This window comes from Streptomyces sp. HNM0645, from assembly GCF_030056615.1.
GTDB lineage: Bacteria > Actinomycetota > Actinomycetes > Streptomycetales > Streptomycetaceae > Streptomyces > Streptomyces marianii.
On sequence record NZ_JASHLT010000032.1, the window covers coordinates 23252 to 49153 of the forward strand.

General features: G+C 72.9%; 21 protein-coding genes. 14 read left to right on the forward strand and 7 right to left on the reverse strand.

Annotated elements, in window-relative coordinates; translation table 11 throughout:
* Nucleotides 1-668 precede the first annotated feature (668 nt).
* The 4 genes from QMZ92_RS22080 to QMZ92_RS22095 all read left to right on the forward strand — a co-directional run bounded on the left by QMZ92_RS22080 (nucleotide 669) and on the right by QMZ92_RS22095 (nucleotide 6971).
* Nucleotides 669-1997: a 6-phospho-beta-glucosidase gene (locus QMZ92_RS22080; RefSeq protein WP_283299125.1), complete on the forward strand. Its 1329-nt coding sequence runs from the start codon at nucleotides 669-671 to the stop codon at nucleotides 1995-1997.
* Between the two features lie 10 nt (nucleotides 1998-2007).
* Nucleotides 2008-5160 carry an alpha-mannosidase gene (locus QMZ92_RS22085; protein ID WP_283299126.1) on the forward strand — a complete coding sequence of 1051 codons (3153 nt, stop codon included), beginning with the start codon at nucleotides 2008-2010 and terminating at the stop codon, nucleotides 5158-5160.
* Nucleotides 5161-5329: 169 nt separating this feature from the next.
* On the forward strand, nucleotides 5330-5839 hold the full coding sequence (locus QMZ92_RS22090) for a mycothiol transferase (protein ID WP_283299127.1): 510 nt from the start codon (nucleotides 5330-5332) through the stop codon (nucleotides 5837-5839).
* Between the two features lie 121 nt (nucleotides 5840-5960).
* Nucleotides 5961-6971, forward strand: coding sequence for a D-cysteine desulfhydrase family protein (locus QMZ92_RS22095; protein WP_283299128.1), 1011 nt, complete (start codon nucleotides 5961-5963; stop codon nucleotides 6969-6971).
* 256 nt (nucleotides 6972-7227) lie between these two features.
* On the opposite strand, the gene QMZ92_RS22100 is transcribed toward QMZ92_RS22095, so the two are convergent.
* Both QMZ92_RS22100 and QMZ92_RS22105 read right to left on the reverse strand, forming a co-directional pair.
* Nucleotides 7228-7965, reverse strand: coding sequence for an NIPSNAP family protein (locus QMZ92_RS22100; protein WP_283299129.1), 738 nt, complete (start codon nucleotides 7963-7965; stop codon nucleotides 7228-7230).
* A 100-nt stretch (nucleotides 7966-8065) separates the two neighbouring features.
* On the reverse strand, nucleotides 8066-8494 hold the full coding sequence (locus QMZ92_RS22105) for an Rrf2 family transcriptional regulator (RefSeq protein ID WP_283299130.1): 429 nt from the start codon (nucleotides 8492-8494) through the stop codon (nucleotides 8066-8068).
* Nucleotides 8495-9458: 964 nt separating this feature from the next.
* Here QMZ92_RS22105 and QMZ92_RS22110 point away from each other — a divergent pair.
* The 4 genes from QMZ92_RS22110 to QMZ92_RS22125 all read left to right on the forward strand — a co-directional run bounded on the left by QMZ92_RS22110 (nucleotide 9459) and on the right by QMZ92_RS22125 (nucleotide 15985).
* Nucleotides 9459-10961, forward strand: a complete 1503-nt coding sequence (locus QMZ92_RS22110; protein ID WP_283299131.1) for an MFS transporter — start codon at nucleotides 9459-9461, stop codon at nucleotides 10959-10961.
* On the forward strand, nucleotides 10958-12877 hold the full coding sequence (locus tag QMZ92_RS22115) for a S9 family peptidase (protein ID WP_283299132.1): 1920 nt from the start codon (nucleotides 10958-10960) through the stop codon (nucleotides 12875-12877). Before QMZ92_RS22110 ends, QMZ92_RS22115 begins: the two co-directional genes overlap by 4 nt.
* A 370-nt stretch (nucleotides 12878-13247) precedes the next feature.
* Nucleotides 13248-15254, forward strand: coding sequence for a RiPP maturation radical SAM C-methyltransferase (locus QMZ92_RS22120; protein WP_283299133.1), 2007 nt, complete (start codon nucleotides 13248-13250; stop codon nucleotides 15252-15254).
* Nucleotides 15255-15289: 35 nt separating this feature from the next.
* A complete protein-coding gene (locus QMZ92_RS22125; protein WP_283299134.1) occupies nucleotides 15290-15985 on the forward strand; it encodes a DUF5825 family protein in 696 nt (231 codons plus the stop codon).
* Nucleotides 15986-16327: 342 nt separating this feature from the next.
* Here the strand turns inward: QMZ92_RS22125 and QMZ92_RS22130 are convergent, their stop codons facing one another.
* Together QMZ92_RS22130 and QMZ92_RS22135 are read right to left on the reverse strand one after the other, a co-directional pair.
* Nucleotides 16328-17230 carry a PaaX family transcriptional regulator C-terminal domain-containing protein gene (locus QMZ92_RS22130; RefSeq protein WP_283299135.1) on the reverse strand — a complete coding sequence of 301 codons (903 nt, stop codon included), beginning with the start codon at nucleotides 17228-17230 and terminating at the stop codon, nucleotides 16328-16330.
* Nucleotides 17227-17877: a GNAT family N-acetyltransferase gene (locus QMZ92_RS22135; RefSeq protein WP_283299137.1), complete on the reverse strand. Its 651-nt coding sequence runs from the start codon at nucleotides 17875-17877 to the stop codon at nucleotides 17227-17229. Before QMZ92_RS22135 ends, QMZ92_RS22130 begins: the two co-directional genes overlap by 4 nt.
* 163 nt (nucleotides 17878-18040) lie before the next feature.
* Here QMZ92_RS22135 and QMZ92_RS22140 point away from each other — a divergent pair, with 163 nt between their 5' ends.
* Nucleotides 18041-19036: an alpha/beta hydrolase family protein gene (locus tag QMZ92_RS22140; protein WP_283299138.1), complete on the forward strand. Its 996-nt coding sequence runs from the start codon at nucleotides 18041-18043 to the stop codon at nucleotides 19034-19036.
* Between the two features lie 445 nt (nucleotides 19037-19481).
* Here the strand turns inward: QMZ92_RS22140 and QMZ92_RS22145 are convergent, their stop codons facing one another.
* From QMZ92_RS22145 to QMZ92_RS22155, 3 genes are all read right to left on the reverse strand, one after another.
* Entirely contained in the window at nucleotides 19482-20291 is an 810-nt protein-coding gene (locus tag QMZ92_RS22145) for an SAM-dependent methyltransferase (protein WP_283299139.1), read from the reverse strand.
* A 114-nt stretch (nucleotides 20292-20405) separates the two neighbouring features.
* Nucleotides 20406-20642: a DUF397 domain-containing protein gene (locus QMZ92_RS22150; RefSeq protein WP_283299141.1), complete on the reverse strand. Its 237-nt coding sequence runs from the start codon at nucleotides 20640-20642 to the stop codon at nucleotides 20406-20408.
* A complete protein-coding gene (locus QMZ92_RS22155; RefSeq protein ID WP_283299142.1) occupies nucleotides 20643-21503 on the reverse strand; it encodes a Sco1979 family transcriptional regulator in 861 nt (286 codons plus the stop codon).
* Between the two features lie 240 nt (nucleotides 21504-21743).
* On the opposite strand from QMZ92_RS22155, the gene QMZ92_RS22160 reads away from it, so the two are divergent.
* The 5 genes from QMZ92_RS22160 (at nucleotide 21744) to QMZ92_RS22180 (ending at nucleotide 25890) form a co-directional block, all read left to right on the forward strand.
* Nucleotides 21744-22208, forward strand: coding sequence for an ATP-binding protein (locus QMZ92_RS22160; RefSeq protein ID WP_283299143.1), 465 nt, complete (start codon nucleotides 21744-21746; stop codon nucleotides 22206-22208).
* Nucleotides 22209-22213: 5 nt separating this feature from the next.
* Nucleotides 22214-22618 carry a hypothetical protein gene (locus QMZ92_RS22165; protein WP_283299144.1) on the forward strand — a complete coding sequence of 135 codons (405 nt, stop codon included), beginning with the start codon at nucleotides 22214-22216 and terminating at the stop codon, nucleotides 22616-22618.
* Nucleotides 22619-22803: 185 nt separating this feature from the next.
* Complete coding sequence (locus QMZ92_RS22170) at nucleotides 22804-23370, forward strand: nucleotide triphosphate diphosphatase NUDT15 (protein WP_283299145.1); 567 nt, start codon at nucleotides 22804-22806, stop codon at nucleotides 23368-23370.
* A complete protein-coding gene (locus QMZ92_RS22175) occupies nucleotides 23367-25064 on the forward strand; it encodes a sigma-70 family RNA polymerase sigma factor (protein ID WP_283299146.1) in 1698 nt (565 codons plus the stop codon). Before QMZ92_RS22170 ends, QMZ92_RS22175 begins: the two co-directional genes overlap by 4 nt.
* Nucleotides 25065-25662: 598 nt before the next feature.
* Nucleotides 25663-25890 carry a type A2 lantipeptide gene (locus QMZ92_RS22180; RefSeq protein ID WP_283299147.1) on the forward strand — a complete coding sequence of 76 codons (228 nt, stop codon included), beginning with the start codon at nucleotides 25663-25665 and terminating at the stop codon, nucleotides 25888-25890.
* The last annotated feature ends 12 nt before the right edge of the window (nucleotides 25891-25902 follow it).

Genomic DNA, 25902 nt, shown 5'->3' on the forward strand with positions numbered 1-25902 from the left:
ACGAAAATTGGCGACATGCACAAAGTGTTGACGGCGACGCCTCGCGGATTTGTAGGTTCGTCCAATGGCGGTGTGCGGCGCGAACGCGTGCGCTGGTCGCCGACCCTCATCCACCAGGGCCTGGCGCAGGGGCGGGGCGCCGGCGCGCGACGGCATCCCGCCGAGTGGTGGAACGGATCCCGCCTGGTCGCTCGACGGCGCCGGTGAAGCCGAACTCCTCTGATGCGGCTCGGGTTTCGCTGCCGTCGTGGCCGCGGCACAGGTTGAGGTCGACGTCCGTCGGGAGCGGTCGGGCTCCACCTCTCGCCCCTTCGATGACACGAGCAGGGGCGAGCCCTACCGGTCAGACCAGGCCGTGCGACGAGCCGCGGGCCCAGGAGGCCACCGAGCGTTTCCGGCCATGCTCGCCCGGTCGACGGGCCGGGGCCCACGACGAGGCTGAAGGCCGCCGGAGGACCCCGACAGGACGGCGCTCCGAGAATCAGCGACAGTATCCAACTTTTACCAACAGGTACCAACAGGACCCGGTACCCGGTGGGGCCCGGTTCCCGCCCGGGCGGTTCTCGCGCGAACGCCCGCGAGGTGACAGCGTTGGGGCAGACGGGACAGGCAGGGCCGGTGAGGGACGGCGGCGCTGTGCGGGAGCACGGCACGAGGAAGGTCACGGGATGAGGCTGACGATTCTGGGCGGCGGAGGCTTCCGCGTGCCGCTGGTGTACGGCGCGCTCCTCGGCGACCGCGAGGAGGGCCGGATCACCCGGGTCACCCTCCACGACCTCGACGGATCCCGGCTCCGCGCCGTCGCCGCGGTCCTCGCCGAACAGTCCGCCGGAGTGCCGGACGCGCCCGCCGTCGCGGTCACGACCGACCTCGACGAGGCGCTGCGCGGAACCGACTTCGTGTTCTCCGCGATCCGCGTCGGCGGGCTGGAGGGGCGGGCGGCGGACGAACGGGTGGCACTCGCCGAGGGCGTGCTGGGCCAGGAGACGGTCGGCGCCGGCGGCATCGCGTTCGGGCTGCGGACCGTGCCGGTCGCCACGGACATCGCCCGCAGGATCGCCGCGCTCGCGCCCGACGCCTGGGTCATCAACTTCACCAACCCCGCGGGGCTCGTCACCGAGGCCATGTCCCGGGTGCTCGGCGACCGCGTCATCGGGATCTGCGACTCACCGGTCGGGCTCGGCCGGCGCGTGGCCCGGGCGCTGGGCGCCGACCCCGGCCGGGTGGGGATGGACTACGTCGGCCTCAACCACCTGGGCTGGCTGCGCGGACTGCGGGTGGCCGGCCGGGACGAACTTCCGCGTCTTCTCGACGACTCCGAGGCGCTCGGCTCCCTGGAGGAGGGCAGGCTGTTCGGCGCGGAATGGCTGCGCTCTCTCGGCGCGATCCCCAACGAGTACCTGCACTACTACTACTTCAACCGCGAGACCGTGCGCGCGTACCGGCAGGCGGAACGCACCCGCGGGGCCTACCTCCGCGACCAGCAGGCGGGCTTCTACGCCGAACCGTCCCTGAGGCGCTGGGAGTCCGCCCTCGCCGAACGCGAGGCGACGTACATGGCCGGCAACCGCGAGGCGTCCGGCGCGGGCGAGCGCGCCGACGGGGACGCGGAGTCGGGCGGGTACGAGCAGGTCGCGCTGGCAGTCATGCGCGCGGTCGCCCGTGACGAGCGCGCCACGCTGATCCTCAACGTCCGCAACCGCACGACCCTTTCCGTGCTCGACGCGGACGCCGTGATCGAGGTGCCCTGCCTCGTGGACGCCGACGGCGCCCATCCGTACGCCGTCGACCCGCTGCCGGGCCACGCCACCGGTCTGGTCACCGCCGTGAAGGCCGTCGAACGGGAGGTCATGACGGCCGCGGAGAGCGGGTCCCGCTCCGCCGCCGTGCGGGCCTTCGCCCTGCATCCCCTGGTCGACTCCGTCACCGTCGCCCGCCGTCTGCTGGACGGGTACACCGCCGTACACCCCGGTCTCGCCCACCTCAACCGGAAGTAGGTGCTGAGAGATGCACGACGAACGGCACAGGATCGAGCAGCGCGTCGCGCGTGTACTGGATCAGCGCATCCGGCCGGTGATTCACGCGGACTCCGTGCCGCTGGCCGTGGCGGCCTGGCAGGTGCCCGACGAGCCCGTGCCGTTCGAGGAGGCGCGGGAGGCCCCCTACGAACCGTTCGCCACGGGCTCCGCGTGGGGTCCGCCGTGGGGCACCACCTGGTTCCGGGTCGCCGGCGACGTGCCCGCGGAGTGGGCGGGCCGGCGCGTGGAGGCCTGGTTCGACCTGGGGTTCACCAGCGGCTGGCCGGGCAACCAGGCCGAGGCTCTCGTCCATCTGCCCGACGGCACACCGGTGAAGGCCGTCAACCCGCAGAACCAGTACGTGCCGGTCGCCTGCCCCGCGGCGGGTGGCGAACGGGTCGCCTTGCTGATCGAGGCCGCATCCAACCCGGACATCCTCAAGGACCGTTTCCGCTCCCCCACCCCGATGGGCGACAGGCGCACGGCGGGCAGCGCACCGCTCTACACCTTCGCGCGGGCCGATCTCGCCGTGCTCGACGAGGAGGTCTGGCACCTGTCGCTGGACATGCAGGTGCTGCAGGAGCTGATGCTGGAGCTCGACGCGCACGAGCCGCGCCGTCACGAGATCATGTACACCCTGGAGCGAGCGCTGGACGTGCTCGACCTCGACGACGTGCCGGGAACGGCGGCCGCGGCACGGGACGTCCTCGCCGAGGCCCTCGCCCGGCCCGCCCACGCCAGCGCGCACACCCTGTCGGCGGTCGGGCACGCCCACATCGACAGCGCCTGGCTGTGGCCGATCCGGGAGACCAAGCGGAAGGCGGCCCGGACGTTCTCCAACGTCACCTCGCTGGCGAAGGAGTACCCCGAGTTCGTCTTCGCCTGCTCGCAGGCGCAGCAGTACGCGTGGGTGCGGGACAACCATCCGCGGGTGTGGGCCGGGATCAGGGAGGCGGTGGCGAACGGGCAGTGGGCGCCCGTCGGCGGGATGTGGGTGGAGGCGGACGGCAATCTGCCCGGCGGTGAGGCGCTGGCCCGGCAGCTCGTGCACGGGAAGCGCTTCTTCCTCGACGAGTTCGGCATCGAGACGCACGGGGTGTGGCTGCCGGACTCGTTCGGCTACACGGCGGCCTATCCGCAGCTCGCGAAACTTGCTGGGATGAGCTGGTTCCTCACCCAGAAACTGTCCTGGAACCAGACCAACAAGCTGCCCCACCACACGTTCTGGTGGGAGGGCATCGACGGCTCGCGGATCTTCACCCACTTCCCGCCCGTCGACACCTACAACGTGGTCTTCTCCGGGCGGGAGGTGGCCCACGCGGTGCGCAACTACCGGGACAAGGGACGCGGTACGCGATCGCTGGCGCCGTTCGGCCACGGCGACGGCGGCGGCGGACCCACCCGGGAGATGCTGGAGCGGGCCCGTCGCCTTGCGGACCTGGAGGGCTCGGCGAAGGTCGTCGTCGAGCACCCGGACGTCTTCTTCGAGGCGGCGCGGGCGGAGTACGCGGGCCACACCGACGCCCCGGTGTGGTCGGGCGAGCTGTACCTGGAGCTGCACCGCGCCACCTACACCTCCCAGGCCCGCACCAAGCAGGGCAACCGCCGCAGTGAACACGCGCTGCGTGAAGCCGAGTTGTGGGCGACGACGGCGGCGCTGCACGTACCCGGGTACGCCTACCCGCACGCCGCGCTGGACCGCCTGTGGAAAACGGTTCTGCTGCACCAGTTCCACGACATCCTGCCCGGCTCGTCGATCGCCTGGGTCCACCGCGAGGCCGAGGCGGAGTACGCCCGGGTCGCGAAGGAGCTGGAGGCGCTGACCGCGCAGGCCCTGGAGGCGGTGAGCGGAGCGGGCCGGGTCGAGCCGTGGGCGTACAACGCGGGGCCCCGGGACCGGACCGAGGTCGTACGGGTGCCGTCGGTCCTGGCCGATGTCCTCGACCCGGGGCTGCCGAGACTGTCCGACGGCTCCGCCCCCGTTGCCGTGCAGGTCCCGGCATCCGGCTCGGCCCGGATCGTCCCGCACGCCCCGGCGCAGCCGCCGGTCAAGGTGACCAACCGGGCCCTGGACAACGGGCTCGTACGGGTCGAACTCGCCGACGACGGCACCTTCACCTCCGTACGCGACCTCGTCGCCGGCCGCGAGGTGCTGCCGCCCGGCGGCAAGGGCAACCTGCTGCGGCTGCACGGTGACCTGCCGAACCACTGGGACGCCTGGGACATCGACAAGCACTACCTGTCCCGCTACACCGACCTGCTGGAGGGAGCCACGATCAGGATCGCCGACGACAGCCCGCTGCTCGGCGCGCTGCGCGTGGAGCGGACCTTCGGCCGGGGCTCGCGGATCGTGCAGACCGTCACCCTGCGGGCCGGCAGCCGCCGTGTCGACATCGACACCGAGATCGACTGGCACGAGGCGGAGAAGATCCTCAAGGCCGCCTTCCCGGTCGACGTGCACGCGGAACGCTCCACCGCGGAGATCCAGTTCGGCCACGTCCACCGACCCACCCACACCAACACGAGTTGGGAAGCGGCCCGTTTCGAGGTCTACGGCCATCGCTGGGTGCACATCGGCGAGAACGGCTACGGCGTCGCGGTCCTCAACGACTCCACGTACGGGCACGATGTGACGCGCACGACGCGGGAGGAGGACGGCGGCACGACCACGACCGTCCGGCTGAGTCTGGTCCGTGCGCCCCGCATCCCCGACCCCGGGGCGGACCAGGGCCAACACCGCTTCACGTACGCCCTGCTGCCCGGCGCGACGGTCGAGGAGGCGATCGCCGAGGGGTACGCGCTGAACCTGCCGCTGCGGATCGGCCCGGGCGGTGCCGCGGTGCCGCCGGTGGTGACGACGGACGGTCCCGCTGTCGTGGTGGAGGCCGTGAAGCTGGCCGACGACGGCTCGGGAGATGTCGTCGTCCGGCTCTACGAGTCGCTCGGCGGCCGTGCGGCAACGGTGCTGCGCACGGGGTTCCCGGCCACGGGCGCGGTCCTGACGGACCTGCTGGAGCGGCCGTTGGAGGGGCCGCCGCTCGCCGTGGGGGACGACGGAGTGGCGCTGGTGCTTCGGCCGTTCCAGATCGTGACGGTGCGGCTGAGGCGCGAGGGCGGCCGAGACCGGGCCCGGGGCGGCTGAGGCGCCTTGGCCGGCGGTCGCGGTCGAAGCACTGCGGCTGCGGTCGAGGCGGTGCGGCGGGCCGTCGAAGCCGCGCGGCGGCCGGTTCGGACGGTGCGCCGGGGGCGGCGACGGGGACGCCCGCGTGTCGAGGGCGGACAGGCGGGTGGCCCCGGGATTGACTCACCGCATGAACAGCGCGGAACTGCTGGAAGACGCCTTCGGACGGATCAGGGAGACGGTGCACGACGCGGCCGGGGGATGCGCCCCGGACCTCCTCCACGCCCGCGTGGAACCCGGCGCCAACAGCATCGCGTGGCTGGTGTGGCACCTCACCCGGGTCCAGGACGACCATGTGGCGGACGCGGCGGGACGGGAGCAGGTATGGCTCTCCCAGGACTGGGAGGGCCGTTTCGGGCTGCCGTTCACTCCGGATGCGACCGGCTACGGTCACACCCGGGCCCAGGTGGCGCGGGTGCGGGTGGAGTCGCCCGACCTGCTGCTGGGCTACCACGACGCCGTCCACGACGAGACGGTGGCGTTTGTCAGGGGCCTGACCAACGCCGCTCTCGACCGGATCGTCGACGCGTCGTGGTCCCCGCCGGTGACGCTGGGCGTGCGGCTGGTGAGCGTCATCTCCGACGACCTCCAGCACGCGGGACAGGCGGCGTTCGTCAGGGGGTTGCTGGAGCGGGGTTGAGGGGGCGGCGCCCAGGGCGGTCGGGGCCGGGTCGGCGTGACCGCGCGCACCACAGGGGCGGGCTGCCGCGACACGGGGGCCGGGTCCGGCCCGCGGCGCTCCACGGGCGACGATGGTGACCATGACCTCCGCAAGCGGCGCCCCGCAGCCCGTCCCGCTCGGCACCTGGCCGACCCCGCTCGACCCCCTGCCCGGGCTCGCCCGTGCGCTCGGCCTCGGCCCTGACGATCTGTGGATCAAGCGCGACGACCTCACGGGCCTGGGCGGCGGCGGGAACAAGATCCGGAAGCTCGAGTGGCTCTGCGGGCAGGCCGTGGCAGCGGGCGCCACGCACCTGGTGACCACGGGCGCGCCGCAGAGCAACCACGCCCGGCTGACCGCGGCCGCCGGCGCCCGCCTGGGACTGGAGGTCGTCCTGGTGCTCGCCGGCACCCGGAACGCGTCGGCCGGCGGCAACCTCGCGCTGGACGGCCTGTTCGGCGCCACGGCCGTCTGGGCCGGTGACGTCCACAAAGACGCGCTCGCGACCACGGCCCGGGAGGTGGCCGAGCGGCTCCGGGCCGACGGCGCGGTCCCGGAACTCATCCCGTTCGGCGGCTCCAGCGTCCTCGGCGCACGCGGCTACGCGGCCTGCGGACGCGAACTCCTCGCCCAGGCACCCGACCTGACCACCGTGGTGGCGGCCCTCGGCTCCGGCGGCACGACGGCGGGCCTGGTGCACGCGCTCGGCCCGGACCGCGTCCTCGGCGTCCACTGCGGCGCCGTACCCGACCCGGCCGCCACCGTGGCCGCGTTGGCCTCCGGCCTGGCGGACCACGACGTCGACGCGGAGACCCTGCGTCTGAGGCTGGACCAGGTCGGTGCGGGCTACGGCGCGCTGACCGAACCGGTGTCGGCCGCACTGAGGCTCACGGCCCGCACCGAGGGCATCGTCCTCGACCCCGTCTACACCGGCCGCGCCATGGCCGGTCTGATCGCGGCCGTGCAGGACGGCGACATCGCCCCCGGCGACCGTACGGTCTTCCTCCACACCGGCGGTCTGCCGGGCCTCTTCGGCCACCCGGCGGCACTGGCGGAGGCCGAGGCGGGACTGGCGGGATCCGCGGCGCCCCGGGGCGTGTCACGGAAGTAGACTCCGTCCGCGCGCAGGGCGGGGGACTTCCGCAACACCCCTCAGGGCTTGCAGGGATCAAGGTGCTGCTTCCCTGCAAGCCCTCGGCGGCACGCGGAGTCGGCACGACCGCGGCGCGAGGGTGCGTCCTGTGCCCTCGACGCCCACCCGGTTCCCGCCGGCGTCGTATCCGGATGACGTCGCGGCGACGGCCGGCGTGGTGCGCGAGACCGATTCACCGTGCAGGTCGTGGCCCGTCCCCGGGCTCCGTCGGGACTCAGCGCAGTGTCGAACGCTCGGTGGGTGCCAGCCGTAGCCGTTGCGGGGCCCCGGCCCACCGTTCCGAAAGGGTCGGCAGCACCTCCCCGCGCCAGTGTTCCGAATGCCGCAGGCGACTCAGGTGGCGGTCGATGTGGCCTTCGTCGGGGAACCGCGCGAACCACACGAAGACCTCCTCGTTCTTCCGTACCGGCAGCGCCGGGTAGGTGTTCGCGGCGTGCTCCGACCGTAGGCAGGCCAATGGCTCGCCGCCCGTCTCGGTCAGTACGGGTCGCACGCGCTGCTGGAAGAACTCGACGAACGCCGTGTCGAACGGGCTGTGGCCGTACCAGATCGTGGCGAGGACGAGCGACGGCGGCGATGGCGCCGGCTCTCCGGGGGCCGGCCGGGCGCCGACCGGCGCTGGGAACCCACCGCGCGCCGAGGCCGGCCGCAACAGCAGCACGTCATCGGAGTCGATCATCGTCGCGTTCGCCTCGTCGCGGTGCGCCTGCCAGACCGGCCCGCCGTAGAAGCTCTCCAGGGCCTCGGCGCGGCGCGGCATGTCCTCGAAGCCGCGGAGCCAGACGAACCGGTCGGGGTCGTCCAGGTCGCGGAACTGCCCCAGGACGGTCGCACCTACTGCCTCTTGGGACTCGACGAACTCGCGGTCGAACAGATCGACCAGCTCGTCTCGCCGTCCCGGGTGCAGCGTGTACTGCCGCAGTTCGACGACTGGACACCGTGGACCCTTCACCGGTCTCACCCCTCGTTCAGTTGTTGGAACGACCCTTGTTGCAACGGGAGTTGCGTCGGTGCCGTCCGCCCGTCGGCGGGTTGGCCAATCGACTAGTTGGCTAGTTGGCCAGCGTCTCGCGAAGCACATCGGCGATCGACGTGTCCGCCAGCTCCCGCCGCATGACCCGCTCGACCCGGCCGTAGACCCCGCTCAGGGCGGGCCGGATGCCTCGGCCGACCGGACACTCCGGATTGGGCTCGGTGCGGTGCAGCCCGAACGGCGGATGCGCATCGACGGCGTCATACACCTCGAGCAGCGTGATCGCCTCGGGCTCACGGGCCAGACTCCAGCCGGCACCGGCACCGTGGCGGACTTCCACCAGTCCGGCTCGCCGCAGGTCACCGAGACTGCGCCGGATGATCACGGGGTTGGTGTTGATGCTGGCCGCGACCTGCTCCGAAGTAAGAACCTCCTGGCCACGGCGCTGCGCCAGCGCCAGCCAGGCCAGAGCGTGCGTCGCGATGGTCAATCGACTGTTCGCCGCCATCACTCCTCCTTGTTGCAACAGCTTCTGTTACATTCGCCTCCGCAGTCAAGCCACGTCAATCACCCCGAGCCTGACGCAGTGCGACCCGCCCGAGCGGGACGGCTCACGCCGAGCCCTTCGGGCGGGCTCGCCCGACCGGTTGACCGTCGAGGAAGGCGGCGGCCGCCGGCCCGGCGAGGAGGGCAGGAGCACGACGGCGCACCCCGGGAGCGTGACGCGCTGCGGCGCGACGGCGGTCGGGCCACCCGGCACGCCCCGAGTGCGTGGACGAACCCGGTGGCGACGACCGGACCGACGCGGACGCGCACCGCCGCGCGAGCGGCCACTCGCACGTACGGCACTCCCGTGGCGGCATTCCGCCCGGCCGAATTGAGCGCATTGAACACGGATCCCCCGACCTGCGGCCGGGGGCGGTTTCACGCCAATCGAGGAGCGCGACCGCACCACTCGGCCACCGCGCACAAGCCGAGGCCGGTTCGACACGTCCACCACACCCGTCACACAGACACCAGGCGCGTTCACACCCGGCTGCGCTTTGCTCACACAAACACTTCCGGCGGGACGATAAGGAATCCGGCATTCCATGCAAGGTCCGGAATGCGTACACGGTGTACCGGAGAACACCGTTCCGCCCAGCCGGGACGGACGAGGGGTGCGCCGATGTGAAGCGGAGGCACGGAAGCCGCCGTTCAGGGCGGTACCGGCCTCCGCCGAGCCGGCGGGCGACACCCCCGGCCACGTAAGCCGCGAAAGCGCCGCCCGGCCCCGTACAGCCATGGCCGACGGCCGGTTTGCGACAGAATCGGTCGCCGTTCGACGTCTTGCGGCTGCCGAATCGCCGTGGCTAGGCTCCGCTCGATTTCACTTCCCGCACATTTCCTGCACATTTGTGCGCTCTTTGCGTGCACGGGAGAAACGGCGATGTGACGGCGGGAGGTACCACCACGGCCCGAGGGGGCAGGGCATGGATCGTGCTGCGTCTTCCGGCGACTCCGAGGGCGTGGGCCTACGCAGCGAGCGGGACGGACTCGTCCGCAAGGTTCCGGACCTGATGCCGCCCGAACCGGAGGAGCCCGACGGCAGAGCCGGCCGCCTCGATGCCCCGCGTGACATCGGACTGCTGTGGAGTTCCAACGCCGCCGACGCCCTCGGCACCCAGATGTCGGGCGTCGCCTTCCCGCTGCTTCTCCTCGGACTCGGTCACCCGCCGACGACGGTCGGGCTCCTCGCGGGCGCGGGCATGCTCGTCACACTGGTCTGCGGACCCGTCGTGGCGGTGGCGGCGGACCGGGGCCTGCGCAAACCCGTGATGGCCGGTTCCGCCGCCATGGCCGCGGCGGCCATGGGGGCGGTGGCCCTGTCCGTGGCGGCGGGCCGGCCTCCGTTCGCGCTTCTGCTCGGCGCACTGCTCGTGGAGCGCACGGCCACCGCGTGCTTCGAGGCCGCCGCGCGCGGCACCGTCGCGCTCGTCGCCGCGCCGCACGAGGTGCCCCGCGTCGTGGCCGGTCTGGAGGCCGGCGACCGCGCCGCGCTCGTGGCAGGGCCGCTCCTCGGCGGAGTGCTGTACCAGCTCTCCCGGCCCCTCCCGTTCGCTGCCGACGCGCTCTCGTACGTGGTGACGGCGCTGTGCGTACGATCCATGCGCTCCGATCTGCGGGCCGGCTCAACGGCGCCCGGGCCCGGGGCGGACGACGCGCGGGCGGCCGCGCCCGTACCTGCCCAGGCCCGCGATGCCACCCCGTCCCCGCCGGCCCCGGACGCACCTCGGCCGCCCGGCGCACCGGCCGCCCCCGCCGCAGACGGCTGCGCGCCCGCCCCGGACGCCCGGTCCGCCGGGACGCCGACGCCGCTGCGCGCGCTGCGGTCGTACGCCCACGAGACCGTCGCCGGCCTCACCCTGCTCCGTGCCGCACCCCGCCTCCGTCTCGTGCTCGTCTGGACCACGACGGTCAACGCGGCGCTGGCGGCCCTCTACTTCTCCGCCCTGTTCGCACTGCAGGACGACGGCGGGCCGGTCGCGATGGGGCTGGTGCTGGCCGTGTCCGGCGGCGCCGGGCTCGCGGGTGCCCTCGCCGCGCCCACCGTCGTACGGCGACTGGGCGGCACGCGGACGCTGGTGGCCGTGACCTGGCTGACGGTGCTTCCCGCCGCCGGCCTCGCCGTGGCGGGGTCGCCCTGGAGCTTCGGGCTCTGCTTCGGGGCGTTCTGCCTGCTGCTCGCCCCGGCCACCGTGGTCGTCCAGTCCGCCGCGATCGCCGAGACCCCGCACCATCTCCAGGCGAGGACGGGCGCGTTGCTGGCCACGGCGGTCGTGGGTGCGGGCGCCGGTTCACCGGTGGTCGCCGGGGCGCTCGCGACACATGCCGGGCCCGCGGCAGCCCCGGCGCTCTGCGCCCTGGCGCTCGTGCTCCTCGCCCTGTTCACCGGTCTTCGGGCCGGACGTCTGCGCCCCGGAGGCCGACCGTGACCCGACCCTCCGCCGCCGACGCCCGGCGCCGCCCCGCCGAGGTGCCCGCCGACGCGGCGCCCGACGAGGCCACCGCCGTCGGCGAGCGCCCCGCCCCCCGCTTCCGGACCTACCGTGCCGAGCTGCCGGACGTCTGCCCCACCGACCCCACGCGAATGACGTTCACGGCCGACGCCGACGGACGCTGCCAGGTCTTCACCTGGGACGCCACGACGGGTGCGGCGGAGCAGGTGACGGACCGTCCGGGCGGCACGCTGCACTGCGCCATCGACCACGACGCCCGGGTGTGGTGGTTCGACGAGGACGCCGAGGGCCGCGGCCACTGGCGGTTCCGGCCCTTCGAGGGCGGCGAGGACCGGCCCGGTCTGGAGGGCGTTCCGGACGGCGCCCCACGGGGGCTCGCCCTCACCTCCTGCGGCACGGTCGCCGTCGCCACGGCCGCGGACGACGGCACCACCGTCCACGTCGGCCGGCGCGGGGGCCGGGCCCGTACCGTGACACGCTTCGAGGGTCACGCCGTGCTCACGGGGATCTCACCGGACGGGCGGCACCTCGCCGTCGGCGGCCCGGCGGGGTCCGATCGCGCGGTGGCCGTGCTGTCCCCGGACGGCACGGTGCGGGCGGCACTGCGCGGTGGCGGGCACGGCGGGGAACTGTGGGCGCTCGGCTTCCGGCCGGCGGACGGCGCCGACACCACCCGCGCGGACGACCGCAGCGACCGCGACGGCGACGACGGCACCGAACTGCTGCTCGTCCGCCAGCACCGCGACCGCTACGTCCTCGCGGTCTGGCGCCCCGGATCCGGAGTGCGCACCTGGGAGTGGTGCGCTTTCGACACGGAGATCACCGCCTCCTGGTACCCCGACGGCGGCAGCGTGCTGGTCCGGCAGGAACGCCACGGCCGCAGCCTGCTCCACCGCGCCGACCCCCGTCTGCGTTCGGTCACCGCAGTGCCGACGCCGCCCGGCACCCTGCTGGCCGCGGCCGTGCGGCCCGGCGGGGACGTGCACTGCCTGTGGACGTCGGCCTCGCGGCCGCCCCGCATGCTGTCGTCCGCGGGCACCCGGCTGCCGCCGCTCGGAACCGTCGACGGCTCCGTACCCGGCGACCACCGTGAGGTCTGGACCCCGGGCCCGGACGGCCCGGTGCACAGCCTGCTCGCGCTGCCGGACGACGTGCTCCCGGCCCCGGCGGTGTTCCTGGTGCACGGTGGTCCGGCGGACCACGACCGCGACGCCTACGACGGTGTCGTGCACTCCCTGGTGGCCTCCGGCTTCGCGGTCGTACGCGTCAACTACCGGGGCTCCACGGGCTACGGGCCGCGCTGGCGGCGCGCGTACCCGGCGGGCGTGGGCCTGACCCAGGTGCAGGACCTCGCCTCCGTACGGGCCGACCTGGTCCACCGCGGTCTGGTGAGGGCCGACGCGACCGCCCTGTGGGGCAGTTCGTGGGGCGGGTACCTGGCGCTTCTCGCGGCCGGCATCGACCCCGCCCTGTGGCACGCCGTCGTCGCGGTGAAGCCGATCGCCGACTGCGCGGCCGCCCACCGGACCGCCACGCCCGCGCTGCGTGCCCTCGACGAGCGGCTGTTCGGCGGCACGCCCGAGACGATGCCCGAGGCGTACGCCCGCAGCTCCCCCGTGAGCTACGTGTCCCGCGTACGTGCCCCGCTGCTCGTCGTCGCGGCCGAGCGCGACGACAAGTGCCCGCCGGGGCAGGTGCGCGACTACCTGCGGGCCCTCGCCGGCGCGGGCGTGCGGCACGCGGCCATGTGGCTGGACACGGGGCACGACGGCTACGACGGGCGCGACCACGTCGCCGTGCTGCGCCGCGCCATCGGCTTCCTGGACCGCGAACTGCGCCGCGCCCGGCACCCGGGCTCGCGCGCCCCGGCCCGGAGGGCCGGGCACACCTAGACATCCCGCTCCGACCGGAGGGGGATCCCGGCCGGCCGCCGACGTCGGCGGCACCGGGGCAGGCACGACATCGGCGCACCGAGAGAGGAGGACACCGTGCAGAAGGACGTCATCAACAACGACCCGCTGGCGGGTGACGAGGAGAACCGCAAGCCGGGCATCGGGATCACCATCACGATCCCGTTCCGTAACGCCGAGGATTCCGAAGAGGACTGACCCGGCCCGGCCGGCCCGGCGCACGCCCCGGGCCGGCCGGCACCGCCGAAGCCCCGCGTCCGCCCGGCGTGACGACCGACCGCCGGGCGGACCGGCCCGGACCGCCGCCCCAGCACCCAACGTCCCACCGTTCGAGGACCGTCAAGGAGCCGAAGTGCGCGTACTGCTGGTCAACATGCCCTGGTCCCCCATCGACCTGCCCTCACTCGCCCTCGGCATCCTCAAGCGCAGCATCGACGAGCGGGTCCCGGGAGCCACGGCCGAGGTCCTGCACGCCAACCTGGACTTCACCGACTGGATCACCGCCCGCCGGGAGTTCGCCGCCGACGACTACGAGTACTACTCCCTGTCCTCCTACTTCATGGGATGCGGCGACTGGGTGTTCTCCTCGGCGCTGTACGGCGACCCTTCGTGGCGGGAGGACGAGTTCGCGTCGGTGATGAAGGGCAAGCTGCGCGGGTCGCGGATGCGGATGACCCGGGAGTTGCACCGTGAAGTGCCCGCGTTCGTGGAGGAGATCGCCCGGCGCATCGTCGAACACGCCCCTGACGTCGCCGGCTTCACCTCCACCTTCCAGCAGAACACCGCGGCCCTCGCGGCCGCCCGCCACGTCAAGCGGCTCGCGCCGCACATCGTGACAGTCATGGGCGGGGCCAACTGCGATGCCGAACAGGGCGCCGCGGTCCACCGGAACTTCCCGTTCGTGGACCACGTCGTGCGCGGCGAGGGCGAGACCGCGTTCCCGGAACTGGTGAGGGCACTGGCCGAGGGGCGGACCGACCTCGGCGGCATCCCGGGCCTGTGCCACCGGGCCGCGGACGGCGGCAGCGTCGTCAACCCGATGGCCACCGCGCCACTGCCGCCCGCCCGCATCCTCCCGCCCGACTACAGCGGCTACTTCGAGTGCCTGGCCGCCTCCGTGGCACGCAACTGGGTGGAGCCGAAACTGGTCGTCGAAGGCGCCCGCGGCTGCTGGTGGGGCGAGAAGCACCACTGCACGTTCTGCGGTCTCAACGGTTCCTTCATGCAGTTCCGCAGCAAGAGCCCGGAGGTCTTCTACGAGGAGATCATGGAACTGGCCCGGCGCCACCGGGTCCTGGACATGTACGTCGTCGACAACATCCTCGACATGGGCTATCTGAGCACCGTGCTGCCGCGGATCATCGACAGCGGCTACGACCTGCGGCTGCACATCGAGATCAAGGCCAACATGCGGCGGCCCCAGCTGCGTACCCTGTCCGACGCGGGTCTGATCTACGTCCAGCCCGGTATCGAGAGCCTCAACAACCGGGTGCTCGACCTGATGGACAAGGGGGTCAGCGGGTGCCAGAACGTGCGCATGCTGCGCGACGGGGCCGAGACGGGCCTGTCGGTGTCCTGGAACTACCTGCACGGCTTCCCCGGTGAGACCGCGGAGGACTACGAGCCGGTCATCGCGCAGATTCCCGCCCTGGAGCACCTCGACCCGCCCGTCGACCTGTCCGCCCGCATCGCGATCGAGCGGTTCAGCCCGTACTTCAACCGCCCCGAACTCGGCTTCACGGGGCTGCGCCCCGAGGCGCACTACCGCTTCACCTACGACCTGCCCGAGGAGGAGCTGTACGACCTCGCCTACGTCTTCGAGGCCCCGGCGCGCGGCATCGGCGAGCCGACCGTTTCCGCCCTCAACGACGCGCTGGCCGACTGGAAGAAGCACCACACCGACGCCAGGCTGACGCACACCGACCTCGGCGACCGGATCGTGCTCGTCAGCCGGCGCCGCGCGTTCCCGTGGCGCGCCTGGGAACTGGCCGATCCGTTCGAGGTCGCGCTGTTCCGGCTGCTGGACCAGCCGCACGCACCGGCCGCGCTCGCCCGCAAGGCAGCGGCCCGTGTCCCGGGCGACCCGCGCGGCCAGGAGGAGGTGGAGCGGATCCTGGACGAGTGGGTCACCCGGGGCATCGTCTTCACCGACGGCGGCCAGTACGTGCACATCGCCCCGGCCGCGGTGAACGAGGACCTGCTGCGGCTGGACTTCATGCGGCACCTGCACACCGCGGGGGCCGCCGCACCAGAACCTGCCGGCGGGGGCGCGGCCGAAGGGGACGCGTGGGCGGGCGGCGGTGACCGCGGCAGGGCGGACGCGCCCCGCGACACCGTCCAGCCGCCCGTCTCGGTGTGACCCGCAGCCCGGTACCCGCGCTCCCAGGAGGCCCCATGACCAGCGCAGTCCACCCCCCGAGCACCACCGCCGACGACGTCCCGCTGACGGTCACCGCCTGGCGCGACTACGACCCGGACGCCTGTGCCCTGCCCGGTATGGCGCTCGGCAGCCACCGTCTCTCGGGCCCGATGAGCGAGGAGACCGACCGGCTGTGGGGCCTCGGGGCCCGGCGGGTCGTGGTGCCCCGCACCATCGACCTCACCCCTGCGGCCAACGCCGCGGCCGCCCCCGCACGCCGCACGGTGCGGTCGCTGTGCCTGGTGCGGGACCTGACCGCACGCGCCGTGTTCGTCGAATGGCGGCTGCGGGTCGGGCCCGGCGACGAGGAGACGTGGAAGCTGCTCAGCCATCTCCAGCCGCCGCAGGGGCTGGAGGGTCCGGACCGGGCGGAGGAACAGCTGCTCGCCTGGCGGAGCAGCCACTACCTGTGCAAGTGCCTGTGGCGGCAGGGCCCCGGTTTCCTCCAGATCCGCGACCGCCGCTGGGGCGACCTGCGCCGCTTCACCTGCGACGAGCCGCATTACCACGACGCCATCGCCCGGCTGGACCACGGCGCCCCGGCGGCCGACGTGCCGCCGGACGCGCTGGCCGACTTCACCGAGGAGCACCTCGTGCTGCGCGTCGGCGAGCTGGCCTGGTGGCTGCCGTACCGGGTGAAGCGCTGGATCCAGGAGGCGATGGCGGTCTGAGCCGGCGGGCGGGGCTCGGCGCGGCCGGGGTCGGCGGCGGGACGGGCCGGCCGAACGGACGCGTCGCGTGGTGCCGGCCGGTGGGCGATTCGGCCGGTGCCGTGACCGGACGGGTCCACCGGCTCGCGGCGAAGGTCGCGTCCCGCGTCGTGGTGTAGGGGGTCAAGCCTTACGCGTTCCGGTACGAGGCCCCAGGCGATCTGCGCCGAGCCGGCCGTCTACGAGGCGCCCTGCTGGGGCGAGTTGAGCGCCCGGTTGTGCGGAAGTACCGTCGCTGGCCTGCGGATTCCGGCGACTTGATCGGCTACACCACCAGGCGGGACGCCACCGCGGCGAACCCGGTCACAGCGCTGCCGGGGGCAGCACGTCGGCGTAGAGCGCGAACAGTCGGAGGGTGGGGGTCTCACCTGCCGGTCGGGCCTCGCGCAGGTGCCTCCAGCAGTCGGCTGCCAGACGTCGGGCGCGTTTGCCCGGCCAGGGCTGTGGCAGGAGTTCCGGCGGCAGAAGAGGGTCGGGCTTCATCGCGGCGGTGAACCGGGCGGCGAGTTCGACTGCCATGGTGAGACGTTCGGCGTCCGACGGCTCCGGCCGCTCGGCGAGACAGGCCAGGCGGGCCTGGGCGAAGGCGGCGAGGTCCTCGTGCCTCTGAGCGATCTCGCCGAGCGGCCACAGCACGGCGGCGAGGTCGCGGGGGTCGGCGGTGTCACCGATCCTCGGGTCGGTGGTGGTCAGCCGGGTGAGGGCTTCGATGACGCCGAGATGCCCGGCTCGGGCTTCGACGAGCTCGGTCACGGGGTTGGCGGTGATGTACAGACCGCTCTGGACCGGTGCGGCGCCGAGGTGGAGGAGGTGCTCGCGCAGCGCGTCACGGGCGGCCCGCTGGGATTCGGGGATGGCGAAGGCGAACAGGTGCCAGGCGCCGTCCCAGGGGGCGAGTCCGGCGTCCTGCCGGTACGCGTGGCGGACGTAGGCGGCGTCGGGCGCGAGTGCTCCGGTCGCATCGGCCACGGCGTGCAGCGTGGCTCTGCGGCCCCGGCCTTCCTGAGTGAACCGGCCCTCGGTGACGAGGCGTTTGACGCAGAGCCTGATCTGCTGGTCGCTCATGCCGAGCAGGCCGGCGACGGCGTACAGGTCGGCGGCGTCGACGGTGCCGTCCTCGCGGACCATGGCCTGCACGACCAGCCGGGTGGGGATCTCCGGCCGCTCGGCCGATCCCTCGGCACGGGACGGGGCACCGCTGTTCATCGTGCGTTCCGTTCGCTCGCTGCTCCAGGCGTGGTGACCGAACGGTGCATGGTGGTGACCGCGCCGAAGCCCAGCAGCTTGCGCAGACAGGGGGTCCGCTCGGTGCGGTGGGCGGTGAAACCGTGCCGCTCGTACAGTGCCCTGGCGCGGGGGTTGGCGTCGATGACGTCCAGGCGGACTCGATGGCAGCCGTTCTCGGCAGCCACGGCACCGATTTCCCGAAGGAGGAAGCTGCCGATGCCCTTGCCGCGGTGTGCCGCATCGACGGCGATGCCGTCCATGACCAGTTCGCCTGCGGCGGGGCTGCGTTCGAGCAGGGCGAGCACCGCCAGTCGGGGCAGGCCGCGGAACAGGCCGTAGGCGGAGAGGAAGTCCCGCACACCGCCGCCGGTCAGGGCACGGCCGCCCAGCCGGTAGCCGGCCGCACCGACCACCCGGGCGCCGGAGAGCGCGACGACGCCCCGGTCGTGGTTGAGGTGGGCCGCGATGAACGCCCGCCCGGTCTCGGACGGGCCGAGAGCCGGGGCCAGCTTGCGGCCGAACGCCTCCCAGTACAGAGCCGCCACCTGCCCCTCGGTGCCTGCGGGTACGCCCCTGCGCACCACCGGACCGTGGTTCCGGTGCTTTTCGCCTGCCGTCGTCTCCACGCCGCCCCCTCCTCCGTCGGATGACCCTTGCGTGATCGATAGTAGTACGTTCATTATCGATACGACCGTTTGTTGAGCGATAGTTTTTGGGGGCGGGTTGTTCCGGACACGAGGCACGCCGGTACGGCGCAGATGGCGTTGGGCTCTGTGGACGCTGGTGGGGGTGCTGTTGCCGGTCGCCACGCTCGGCGGAGTCGTGGTGTGGCAGCACAGCTACGGGCTGCGCGAAGAGAAGGTGTCGCTGCGGCACGACGGCAAGCTGCTCGATGGGGTGCTGGCCCGGCCGACGCGGGGTGAGGGGCCGTTCGGGCTGGTGGTGTTCGTCCACGGCGACGGTCCGGTCGACGCGACGCAGGAGACGTTCTACCGGCCGCTGTGGGAGTCCTTCGCCCGCGCCGGATACGCCTCGCTGTCGTTCAGCAAACCCGGGGTCGGGGGATCGGAGGGCGACTGGCTGGACCAGAGCATGACCGACCGGGCCGACGAGGCACTGGCCGCGGTGGCGTGGGCTCGGAACCGACCCGACATCGACCGCCGCCGTATCGGCCTGTGGGGGGCGAGCCAGGCCGGCTGGGTCCTGCCCAAGGCAGCTGCCCGGGACCCGGAGCTGCAGTTCGTCATCGCCGTCTCCCCGGCGGTCAATTGGTTGCGGCAGGGCCGCTACAACCTCCTCGCGGAACTGGAGAGGGACGGCGCGACCGCCCAGGACGAGGAGGCGGCACTGCGGAGGCGTGAGACCACCCTGAGCCTGCTGAAGGGTGGGGCGTCGTTCGCCGAGTACCGGGCCGCGGTCGGTGACATCGGGGACATGACACCGGCGCGGTGGGCGTTCATCGCCAGGAACCACCGGTCCGACGCGACCGCCGACCTGCGGGCGATGCGCGGCACGCCGCTGCTGCTGGTGCTGGCCGGCCACGACGTCCACGTGGACGTCGCCGAAACCGAGGCCGCCTACCGCAAGTCCCTGCCGGCTGAGTCCTTGACGGTCGCACGCTACCCCGACGCCGCCCACTCCCTGGTCGACCACGATCTGGAGCGCTCGGACTGGCGTCTGACGGCGACCGCCGTCCTCGCCCCCCGGCGGCTGTACACCGACCGCTTCCTCGCGGACCAGGCCCGGTTCGTCCAGCAGCTCGGCACCGGCCGGGAGGCGCCGTGACCGCAGGCCGTCCCGCGTCCCGCCACCCCGCGACCGCCCCTTCGCTGCCGGACCGGCGGACGCGGAGCAGTCGGCCGGACCAGGCCGCGCCGTTTCGGATGTCGGCGTTCCCGGTCACGCGGTGCGGGTACCGCCCGTTCGACGGGGTCGCCCGGTACGAGGGCGACTCCGGCGGGCGGATCCGTTCCGTCGGCGGCAAGCACCCCGCCGTCCGGGGCTGTACGACATGCCGGGCGATGTGTGGGACCGGCGCTGCCACGTCCACGGCACCGCGGTGTACGGCGCCCATCGGGTGCTCCGTGGTGGTGGATGGGCCGACGAGCGCCGGCCGCCGGGAGCGGGTGCGGCGGCGCAGCCATCCGGAGCTCCGGATCGCCGACGTGGGATTCCGCGTCGCGCGCTCCGTACCGCCGCCTCGGCCGTAGCAGCCGCACCTCGTGACGCCCTAGCGGACGCGGGCGACGCCCGCGTAGCCCGGGATGGGGTCGTCGCCCGTGACGGCGACGGCCTCACCGAGCTCCGGGTGCCATTCGGCGGTCAGCGACACTCCGGGCTCGACGAGGTCGAGACCGTCGAAGAACCGGGTGAACTCCTCCCGGGAGCGGGGGCGCAGGGTGAGTCCCCGCTCCTTGTACATCGCCCGGGCCAGGGCGGCCTTCTCGGGGTCGAAGTCGCCGGTGGTCTGGGACAGCACGAGATAGCTGCCGGGGGCGAGCCGGCTCACGAGCCGGTTCACCAGTTCGTAGGCGCCGTCCTCGTCGTCCACGAAGTGCAGCAGCGCGAGCAGCGACAGGGCGATGGGGCGGTCGAAGTCGAGGAGCTTGCCGGCCGCCTCCAGGATGGCCTCCGGCCGGCGGGCGTCGGCCTGGATGTACTCGGTCGCGCCTTCGGGGGTGCTGCGCAGCAGTGCCTCGGCGTGGGCGAGGACGATCGGGTCGTTGTCGCAGTAGACGACGCGGGACTCGGGGGCGACGCCCTGGGCTATCTGGTGGAGGTTGGGCTCGGTGGGGATACCGGTGCCGACGTCGAGGTACTGGCGGATGCCGTTGCCGCCGAGCCAGCGCGTGGCGCGGTGCATGAAGGCCCGGTTGACCCGGGCCATGTCGCGGCCGCGCGCGTCGAGTTTGAGGAGTTGCTTGGCCATCTCCTCGTCGACCGGGTAGTTGTCCTTGCCGCCGAGGAACCAGTCGTACATCCGGGCCGGGTGCGGCTTGCTGGTGTCGATGCGTACGGCGGCGGGGTCTTGCCCGGTCATCTGGCGCCTCCAGGTGGTCGAGAATATGGCGGTGGACGGACGAACTGCACATACTGCGAAGGCTGCTGACGCAAAATCAGGTACCGGCCGGGCCGGGCCCGGCTGCTCAGCCGATCATGCCAGGAGGAAGTCCGCCTGACCGGACTTGGCGCCCTGGATGAAGGCGGCGATCTCGCCGTGGGTGTAGATGAGGGCGGGGCCGTCGGGATCGGCGGACTGGCGTACCGCGACCCTGCCGTCGGCCAGCTTCATGGCCTCGATGCAGTTGCCGCCGTTGCCACCGCTCCACGGCTTGTGCCAGCCCTCCGAGCCGAGTTCCCGGGCGGGCATGCCGTTGTATATGCGGTCCATTCACAGCTCCTTGCGGACGCTCCGGAGGAGGCCCTTCGTGCGTTGTGCGGTGGCGGCCTGGGCCGCCATGCGGTCCATGACCTCCAGGTGCGAGGCCACCTCGGGGCGAGCGTCGAGGTAGACCGCGCCGGTGAGGTACTCGCTGTAGACCATGTCGGGCAGTTCGGGCACGGCGAAGCGGAAGAGCACGAACGGCCCGTAGGTGCCGGCGTGGGGTCCGGTCGCGAACTCCGCCACCTGGAGGGTGATGTTGGGCCGCTCGGCCGCTTCGAGCAGCCGGTCGATCTGGGCACGCATCACCTTCGGCCCGCCCACCGGGCGGCGCAGCGCCGTCTCGTCCATGATCACCCAGAATCTGGGTGCGTCGGACCGGTTGAGCAGCCCCTGGCGCTCCATGCGCAGGGCGACATGCCGCTCGATGTCCTCGGCGCTGGTGGCCCCGAGGGCTCCGCTGTGCATGACACCGCGGGCGTAGTCCTCGGTCTGGAGGAGCCCGGGGACGAAGTGCGGTTCGTACGCGCGGATGAGGCTCGCCGCCCCCTCCAGGCTCACGTACATGCTGAACCAGCCGGGGAGCACATCGTGGAATCGCTGCCACCAGCCGGGCTTGTTGGCGTCCTCGGCGAGTTGGACGAAGCCCTCGGCCTCGTCCTCGGGGATGCCGTACGCCCTCAGGAGGAGCTGGACGTAGGGGATTTTGAGAGCGACTTCCGCCGTCTCCATCCGGCGGATGGTGGCGGGGGCCACGCGGAGGACCTTGGCGGCCTCCTCGCGTCTCAGGCCGGCTCGCTCCCGCAGATCCTGCAGTCGCTTGCCCAGTACGACCTGCCCCACCGTGGGGGCGGACCGCGGCTCGCTCACTACAGACCTCCCCAGCGCCCTGTTCTCGAATGTGCACGACCCGACGCCACGACTCGGTGTCACGACGAGTGTGCCATGCCACCCTGTCCCAGAACCCGGCACTCTGCAATTTTCAGAGTGCCTCTTGCCAAGTGTCGGCTTCGGAGGGAGAGTGACTCGGTGAACCAGTTCACGAGGCTGCCGCGCCTTGCCCGGGGAGAGGCATGTACGGCACTGCTTCCCCACCGTTAAGGATTGGTCGTGGCTCCTGGCAACACGCTCAGGCCCGCACTCGTGGTGCCGCGTCAGCCGGCTTCCTCAGTGCCGGCGGTCCGCCGCTTCGGGTTCGAGCTCCCCGGCCGGGCCGACTCGGTCGCGCGCGCCAGGCACCTGATCCAGGAGCGGATGATGCGCTGGGGGGTCGACAGCAGCCACTTCGACACGGTCGCGCTGGTCGCCTCCGAACTGTTCACCAACGCCGTCGTGCACACCGCGAGCCAGCGCGTCCTGTGCGAACTGCACGACGTGCCGGGCCAGTTGCGCATAGCGGTGCAGGACGAGGGCTGCCCGCCGGGTGAGCCGCGACTGCGCCGGGACTCCGCCGAGGAGGGCGGGCGCGGACTGCTGCTGGTGGACGCGGTCAGCAGCGCCTGGGGAGCACACGACGCGCACCCCGGTCCGGGTCGGGTCGTCTGGGCCGAGCTGGCGCTGGGACGGCCGTGCTGAGGTCGATGGCCGGCCTGCTCCCCCGGGGGCTCGACGACACCGGGGGGCAACTGCGCCTCGACGTGCCGTCGGGACTGCCGGCCACGCTCGGTCACGACGCGGTCGGCCTGCCCGTACGGCACGGCCGCCGACTGCTGTCCCGCCTCCCCCGCACGGGCTGTGTCTACTCGGACACGGACTGGATGTGGTGGATCGTCCCGGCCGGCTCCGACCAGGACCTGGCGTGGCCGCTGCCCGCGTACTACTCCCCCGGGGCGTACGTACCGGCCGAGGGGCCCCGGCTGATCCACTGGCCCGAGGACGCGAGCCCCTACACCCCGCCGATTCCGCTGTACCTCATGGTCTGCCAGATCACGGGCGTGGCGCCCGCATGGGCACGCTGCGGATCCAGGAGCACACAGGGAGTGTGAACGGCCCTGCCGGACCGCCGTCCCGGCCGGGCGCGGCTCCTCCGCCCCGTTCGCCGCCCCGGCCCACGGCGCTCCCGTGCGGCTCGCGGGAGGGCTGCGAACGGCACCGGGTCCGACGCGTCACACCCGTCACACTCGGGCCGAGTCCGTCACGGGCGGGATTCGAAACCTCGTACGATCCCCGCATGGCGACCCACTCCCCCGGCCCCGCTCCCGACGAGCGGCCCGCACGCGCGTTCCCCGCACCCAACGGCCTGACCGGCGTCGGCATGATCGTCGTCGAGCCCGGCGGGCGGATCCTGCTCGGCCTGGACCGTGGCGGCCACTGGGAGCTCCCCGGCGGCAAGGTCGATCCCGGGGAGAGCTTCGAGCGCGCGGGCGCCAGGGAACTCGCCGAGGAGACGGGGCTGCGGGTCCGCGAGGAGGACGTGGCCGTCGTCGCCGTGGTCGTGGACGGAAAACGCGGTTTGACCCGGATCTCGGCGGCCGGTCTCGTCACGGGAGTCGAAGGCGAACCGGAGGTCACCGAACCGGACAAGATCGTGCGCTGGCAGTGGCACGATCCGGCTCACATTCCGGGCGAACTGTTCGAACCCTCCGCCGCGGTCCTGCGCGCCTGGCGTGCGGATCTAACACTCCCGGCTGTTTCTGCGTACTCCTATCCGATTTCTGTTATCGGGACGGAGGCAGGGCGTCTCCCAGGTGTCGGAGAAGACACGTCCCAGCCCAGGAAGAGAGTGGACACAGCGTGAGCAGCGAAAGCGAAGCCGCGGTGATCATGGCGGCGCAGGCCGGTGACCAGCACGCTCAGGACCGGCTCGTCGCCGAGTACCTTCCGCTGGTCTACAACATCGTGGGCCGTGCCATGAACGGCCACGCGGACGTGGACGACGTGGTGCAGGAGACCATGCTCCGCGTCCTCGGCGGCCTGGACGGACTGCACAGCCCGGACAGCTTCCGCAGTTGGCTGGTCGCCATCACCATGAACCAGGTACGCGGCCACTGGCGGGAGCGCCGCTCGGGCGCGATACCCGGCGGCGCCGGGCTCGACGACGCGTACGACGTCGTCGACCCCGGCGCGGACTTCGTGGACCTGACCATCACCCGACTCGGCCTCTCCGGTCAGCGGCGGGAAACGGCCGAGGCGACCCGCTGGCTGGACGAGGACGACCGCGCCCTGCTGTCGCTGTGGTGGCTGGAGGCCGCCGGGGAGTTGTCCCGGGAGGAGGTCGCCGCCGCGCTGGAGCTGTCCCCGCAGCACACGGCGGTACGGGTGCAGCGCATGAAGGCCCAACTGGAGACGGCCCGCGTGGTGGTTCGCGCCCTGTCCGCCGAACCCGGCTGCGTGCTGCTGGAGCCGATCGTCGCGAGCTGGGACGGTCTGCCCTCCGCCCTGTGGCGCAAGCGGATCGCCCGTCACGCCCGGGGCTGCACGATCTGTTCGGGCCACTGGTCCGGGCTGGTGCCCGCCGAAGGACTGCTCGTAGGGCTGGCCCTGGTGCCGGTGGCCGCGTCGCTGGCGGCCTTCGCCCCGCAGGCCTCGGACATGGCGGCCACGGCGTCGTTCGGCGCACCGCCGCACACGGGCGGCGGCCACGACGCCGGTCACGCGCAGGGCGCCCCGCACGCGCCGTACGCCCCCGGCTCCGCCCGTACAGCAGGGGAGGATGACCGGCCCGGCTCCGGCGAGTCGGCCGCCGGGGGGGCGCGCACCCAGGCCCGTCTGGAGCGCGCACGGCGGCGCCGCCGCACCACGGCCGTGGCCGCCGCGGTGGCCGCTCTGGTCACCGCGGGCGGTGCGGCCCATCTCCTGCTCGGCCCGGAGGAGCCCGAGGAGCCCACCTCCACCGTGGCCGCCCCGGCCTCCCTCGAGCAGCCCTCCCCCTCGCAGTCCGCGTCCCCCTCTCCTTCACGCTCCGCCTCCCCCTCCCCCTCCCCCAGTCCGAGCGTGAGCGCCAGCCCCAGCAAGGCGGCGAAGCCGAAGCCCAAGCCGAGCACGGCCAGGCCGAAGCCCAAGCCGACGCCGACCCCCAAGGCACCGGACCCGAAACCCCCGCTGCCGAGCGGGGACGTCGAGCAGGTCGTCGCCCTGGTCAACGCCGAGCGCGCCAAGGCGGGATGCGGTCCGGTGCGCAGCAACGACAAGCTCGAGACGGCCGCGCAGCGCCACTCCCAGGACATGGCGGCCCGCGGCTACTTCGACCACACCAGCCCGGACGGCACCGACCCCGGAGACCGCATCACCGCCGCCGGCTACCGGTGGAGCACGTACGGGGAGAACATCGCGCGGGGCCAGCAGAGCCCGTCGTCGGTGATGGACTCGTGGATGAACAGCCCGGGCCACCGCGCCAACATCCTCAACTGCTCGTTCAAGGAGCTCGGTGTCGGCATCCACGACGCCTCCGGCGGGCCGTGGTGGACGCAGGCGTTCGGCACGTCTCTCTGACCTTCGTGGGCCGCCTCCTCCGCCTCCGGGGCGGCCCACCCCTCGCCGTTTCCTACGCCCCACGCACGCTTGTGCCGGCGCCCGGCGGCAGCACCCCCCGGCGGCCCGCGCACCCCTCGCACCGGCGGCGGCCGGCGCCAGTCCCCGCCGGCGGCCCAGGTCCCCTCACGCCGACCGGAACAGAGTCTTCCGCAAACCTGCACACCGAACACGCAACCGGCGCACGGCGATTGACCTCCGCCCGGTGCGCCCCGCGGGGTTGACGGTGCGCTGATCCATTGGGACCGGAGTGTCCGATTCCGCGGCAGGCCGCCCTTTCACCCGGACGGAATCGGGTCGGTGAAACTTGTGAAGAAGTGGCCACCGCCGCGTGGACACGCCTGCACGTGAAATTGATTCCCAGACGGATCGGGCGCCGACCGGGCGCCCCGGGATTGGATGTTGGGTCCGTCCACGTGCTTTGATCCTGCGCACTGCGGGAGTTGCACTCGGGTTCCCGGTTTCATGGACCCGCAAGCCCGCCGTGACGCGGCCGGTGCGTAATCCGGCGGGGCCGGCCGTGAACTTATGGAATATCCACACGAAGGGAAGCTTCATCATGAACCCCACCCCCCAGGTCGAGACCGCTGAGATCTCCGACGCCGACCTCGACAACGTCTCCGGCGGCCTGCACAGCGCCGTTGCCGCCGGTGCGGTATCCGGTCTGACCTCCACCGTTGACGGCATCGTCCCGGCTTCCGCTCTCGCGGGCTCCGTCGTCGGCACCGTCGAGGGCGCGACCGGCCTGAACACCGGTGCCGTCACCGGTCTCGTCGCCGGCCTCTGAGCACGTCCCGAG

Excerpts from the sequence above, each read along its gene's own strand:
- QMZ92_RS22130 (WP_283299135.1), bottom strand. The coding sequence starts at position 17,230 with ATGAACAGCGGTGCCCCGTCCCGTGCCGAGGGATCGGCCGAGCGGCCG.
- QMZ92_RS22110 (WP_283299131.1), top strand. The coding sequence starts at position 9,459 with ATGGATCGTGCTGCGTCTTCCGGCGACTCCGAGGGCGTGGGCCTACGC.
- QMZ92_RS22085 (WP_283299126.1), top strand. The coding sequence starts at position 2,008 with ATGCACGACGAACGGCACAGGATCGAGCAGCGCGTCGCGCGTGTACTG.
- QMZ92_RS22090 (WP_283299127.1), top strand. The coding sequence starts at position 5,330 with ATGAACAGCGCGGAACTGCTGGAAGACGCCTTCGGACGGATCAGGGAG.
- QMZ92_RS22080 (WP_283299125.1), top strand. The coding sequence starts at position 669 with ATGAGGCTGACGATTCTGGGCGGCGGAGGCTTCCGCGTGCCGCTGGTG.
- QMZ92_RS22165 (WP_283299144.1), top strand. The coding sequence starts at position 22,214 with ATGGCCGGCCTGCTCCCCCGGGGGCTCGACGACACCGGGGGGCAACTG.
- QMZ92_RS22095 (WP_283299128.1), top strand. The coding sequence starts at position 5,961 with ATGACCTCCGCAAGCGGCGCCCCGCAGCCCGTCCCGCTCGGCACCTGG.
- QMZ92_RS22150 (WP_283299141.1), bottom strand. The coding sequence starts at position 20,642 with ATGGACCGCATATACAACGGCATGCCCGCCCGGGAACTCGGCTCGGAG.
- QMZ92_RS22125 (WP_283299134.1), top strand. The coding sequence starts at position 15,290 with ATGACCAGCGCAGTCCACCCCCCGAGCACCACCGCCGACGACGTCCCG.
- QMZ92_RS22170 (WP_283299145.1), top strand. The coding sequence starts at position 22,804 with ATGGCGACCCACTCCCCCGGCCCCGCTCCCGACGAGCGGCCCGCACGC.
- QMZ92_RS22180 (WP_283299147.1), top strand. The coding sequence starts at position 25,663 with ATGAACCCCACCCCCCAGGTCGAGACCGCTGAGATCTCCGACGCCGAC.
- QMZ92_RS22145 (WP_283299139.1), bottom strand. The coding sequence starts at position 20,291 with ATGACCGGGCAAGACCCCGCCGCCGTACGCATCGACACCAGCAAGCCG.
- QMZ92_RS22105 (WP_283299130.1), bottom strand. The coding sequence starts at position 8,494 with ATGGCGGCGAACAGTCGATTGACCATCGCGACGCACGCTCTGGCCTGG.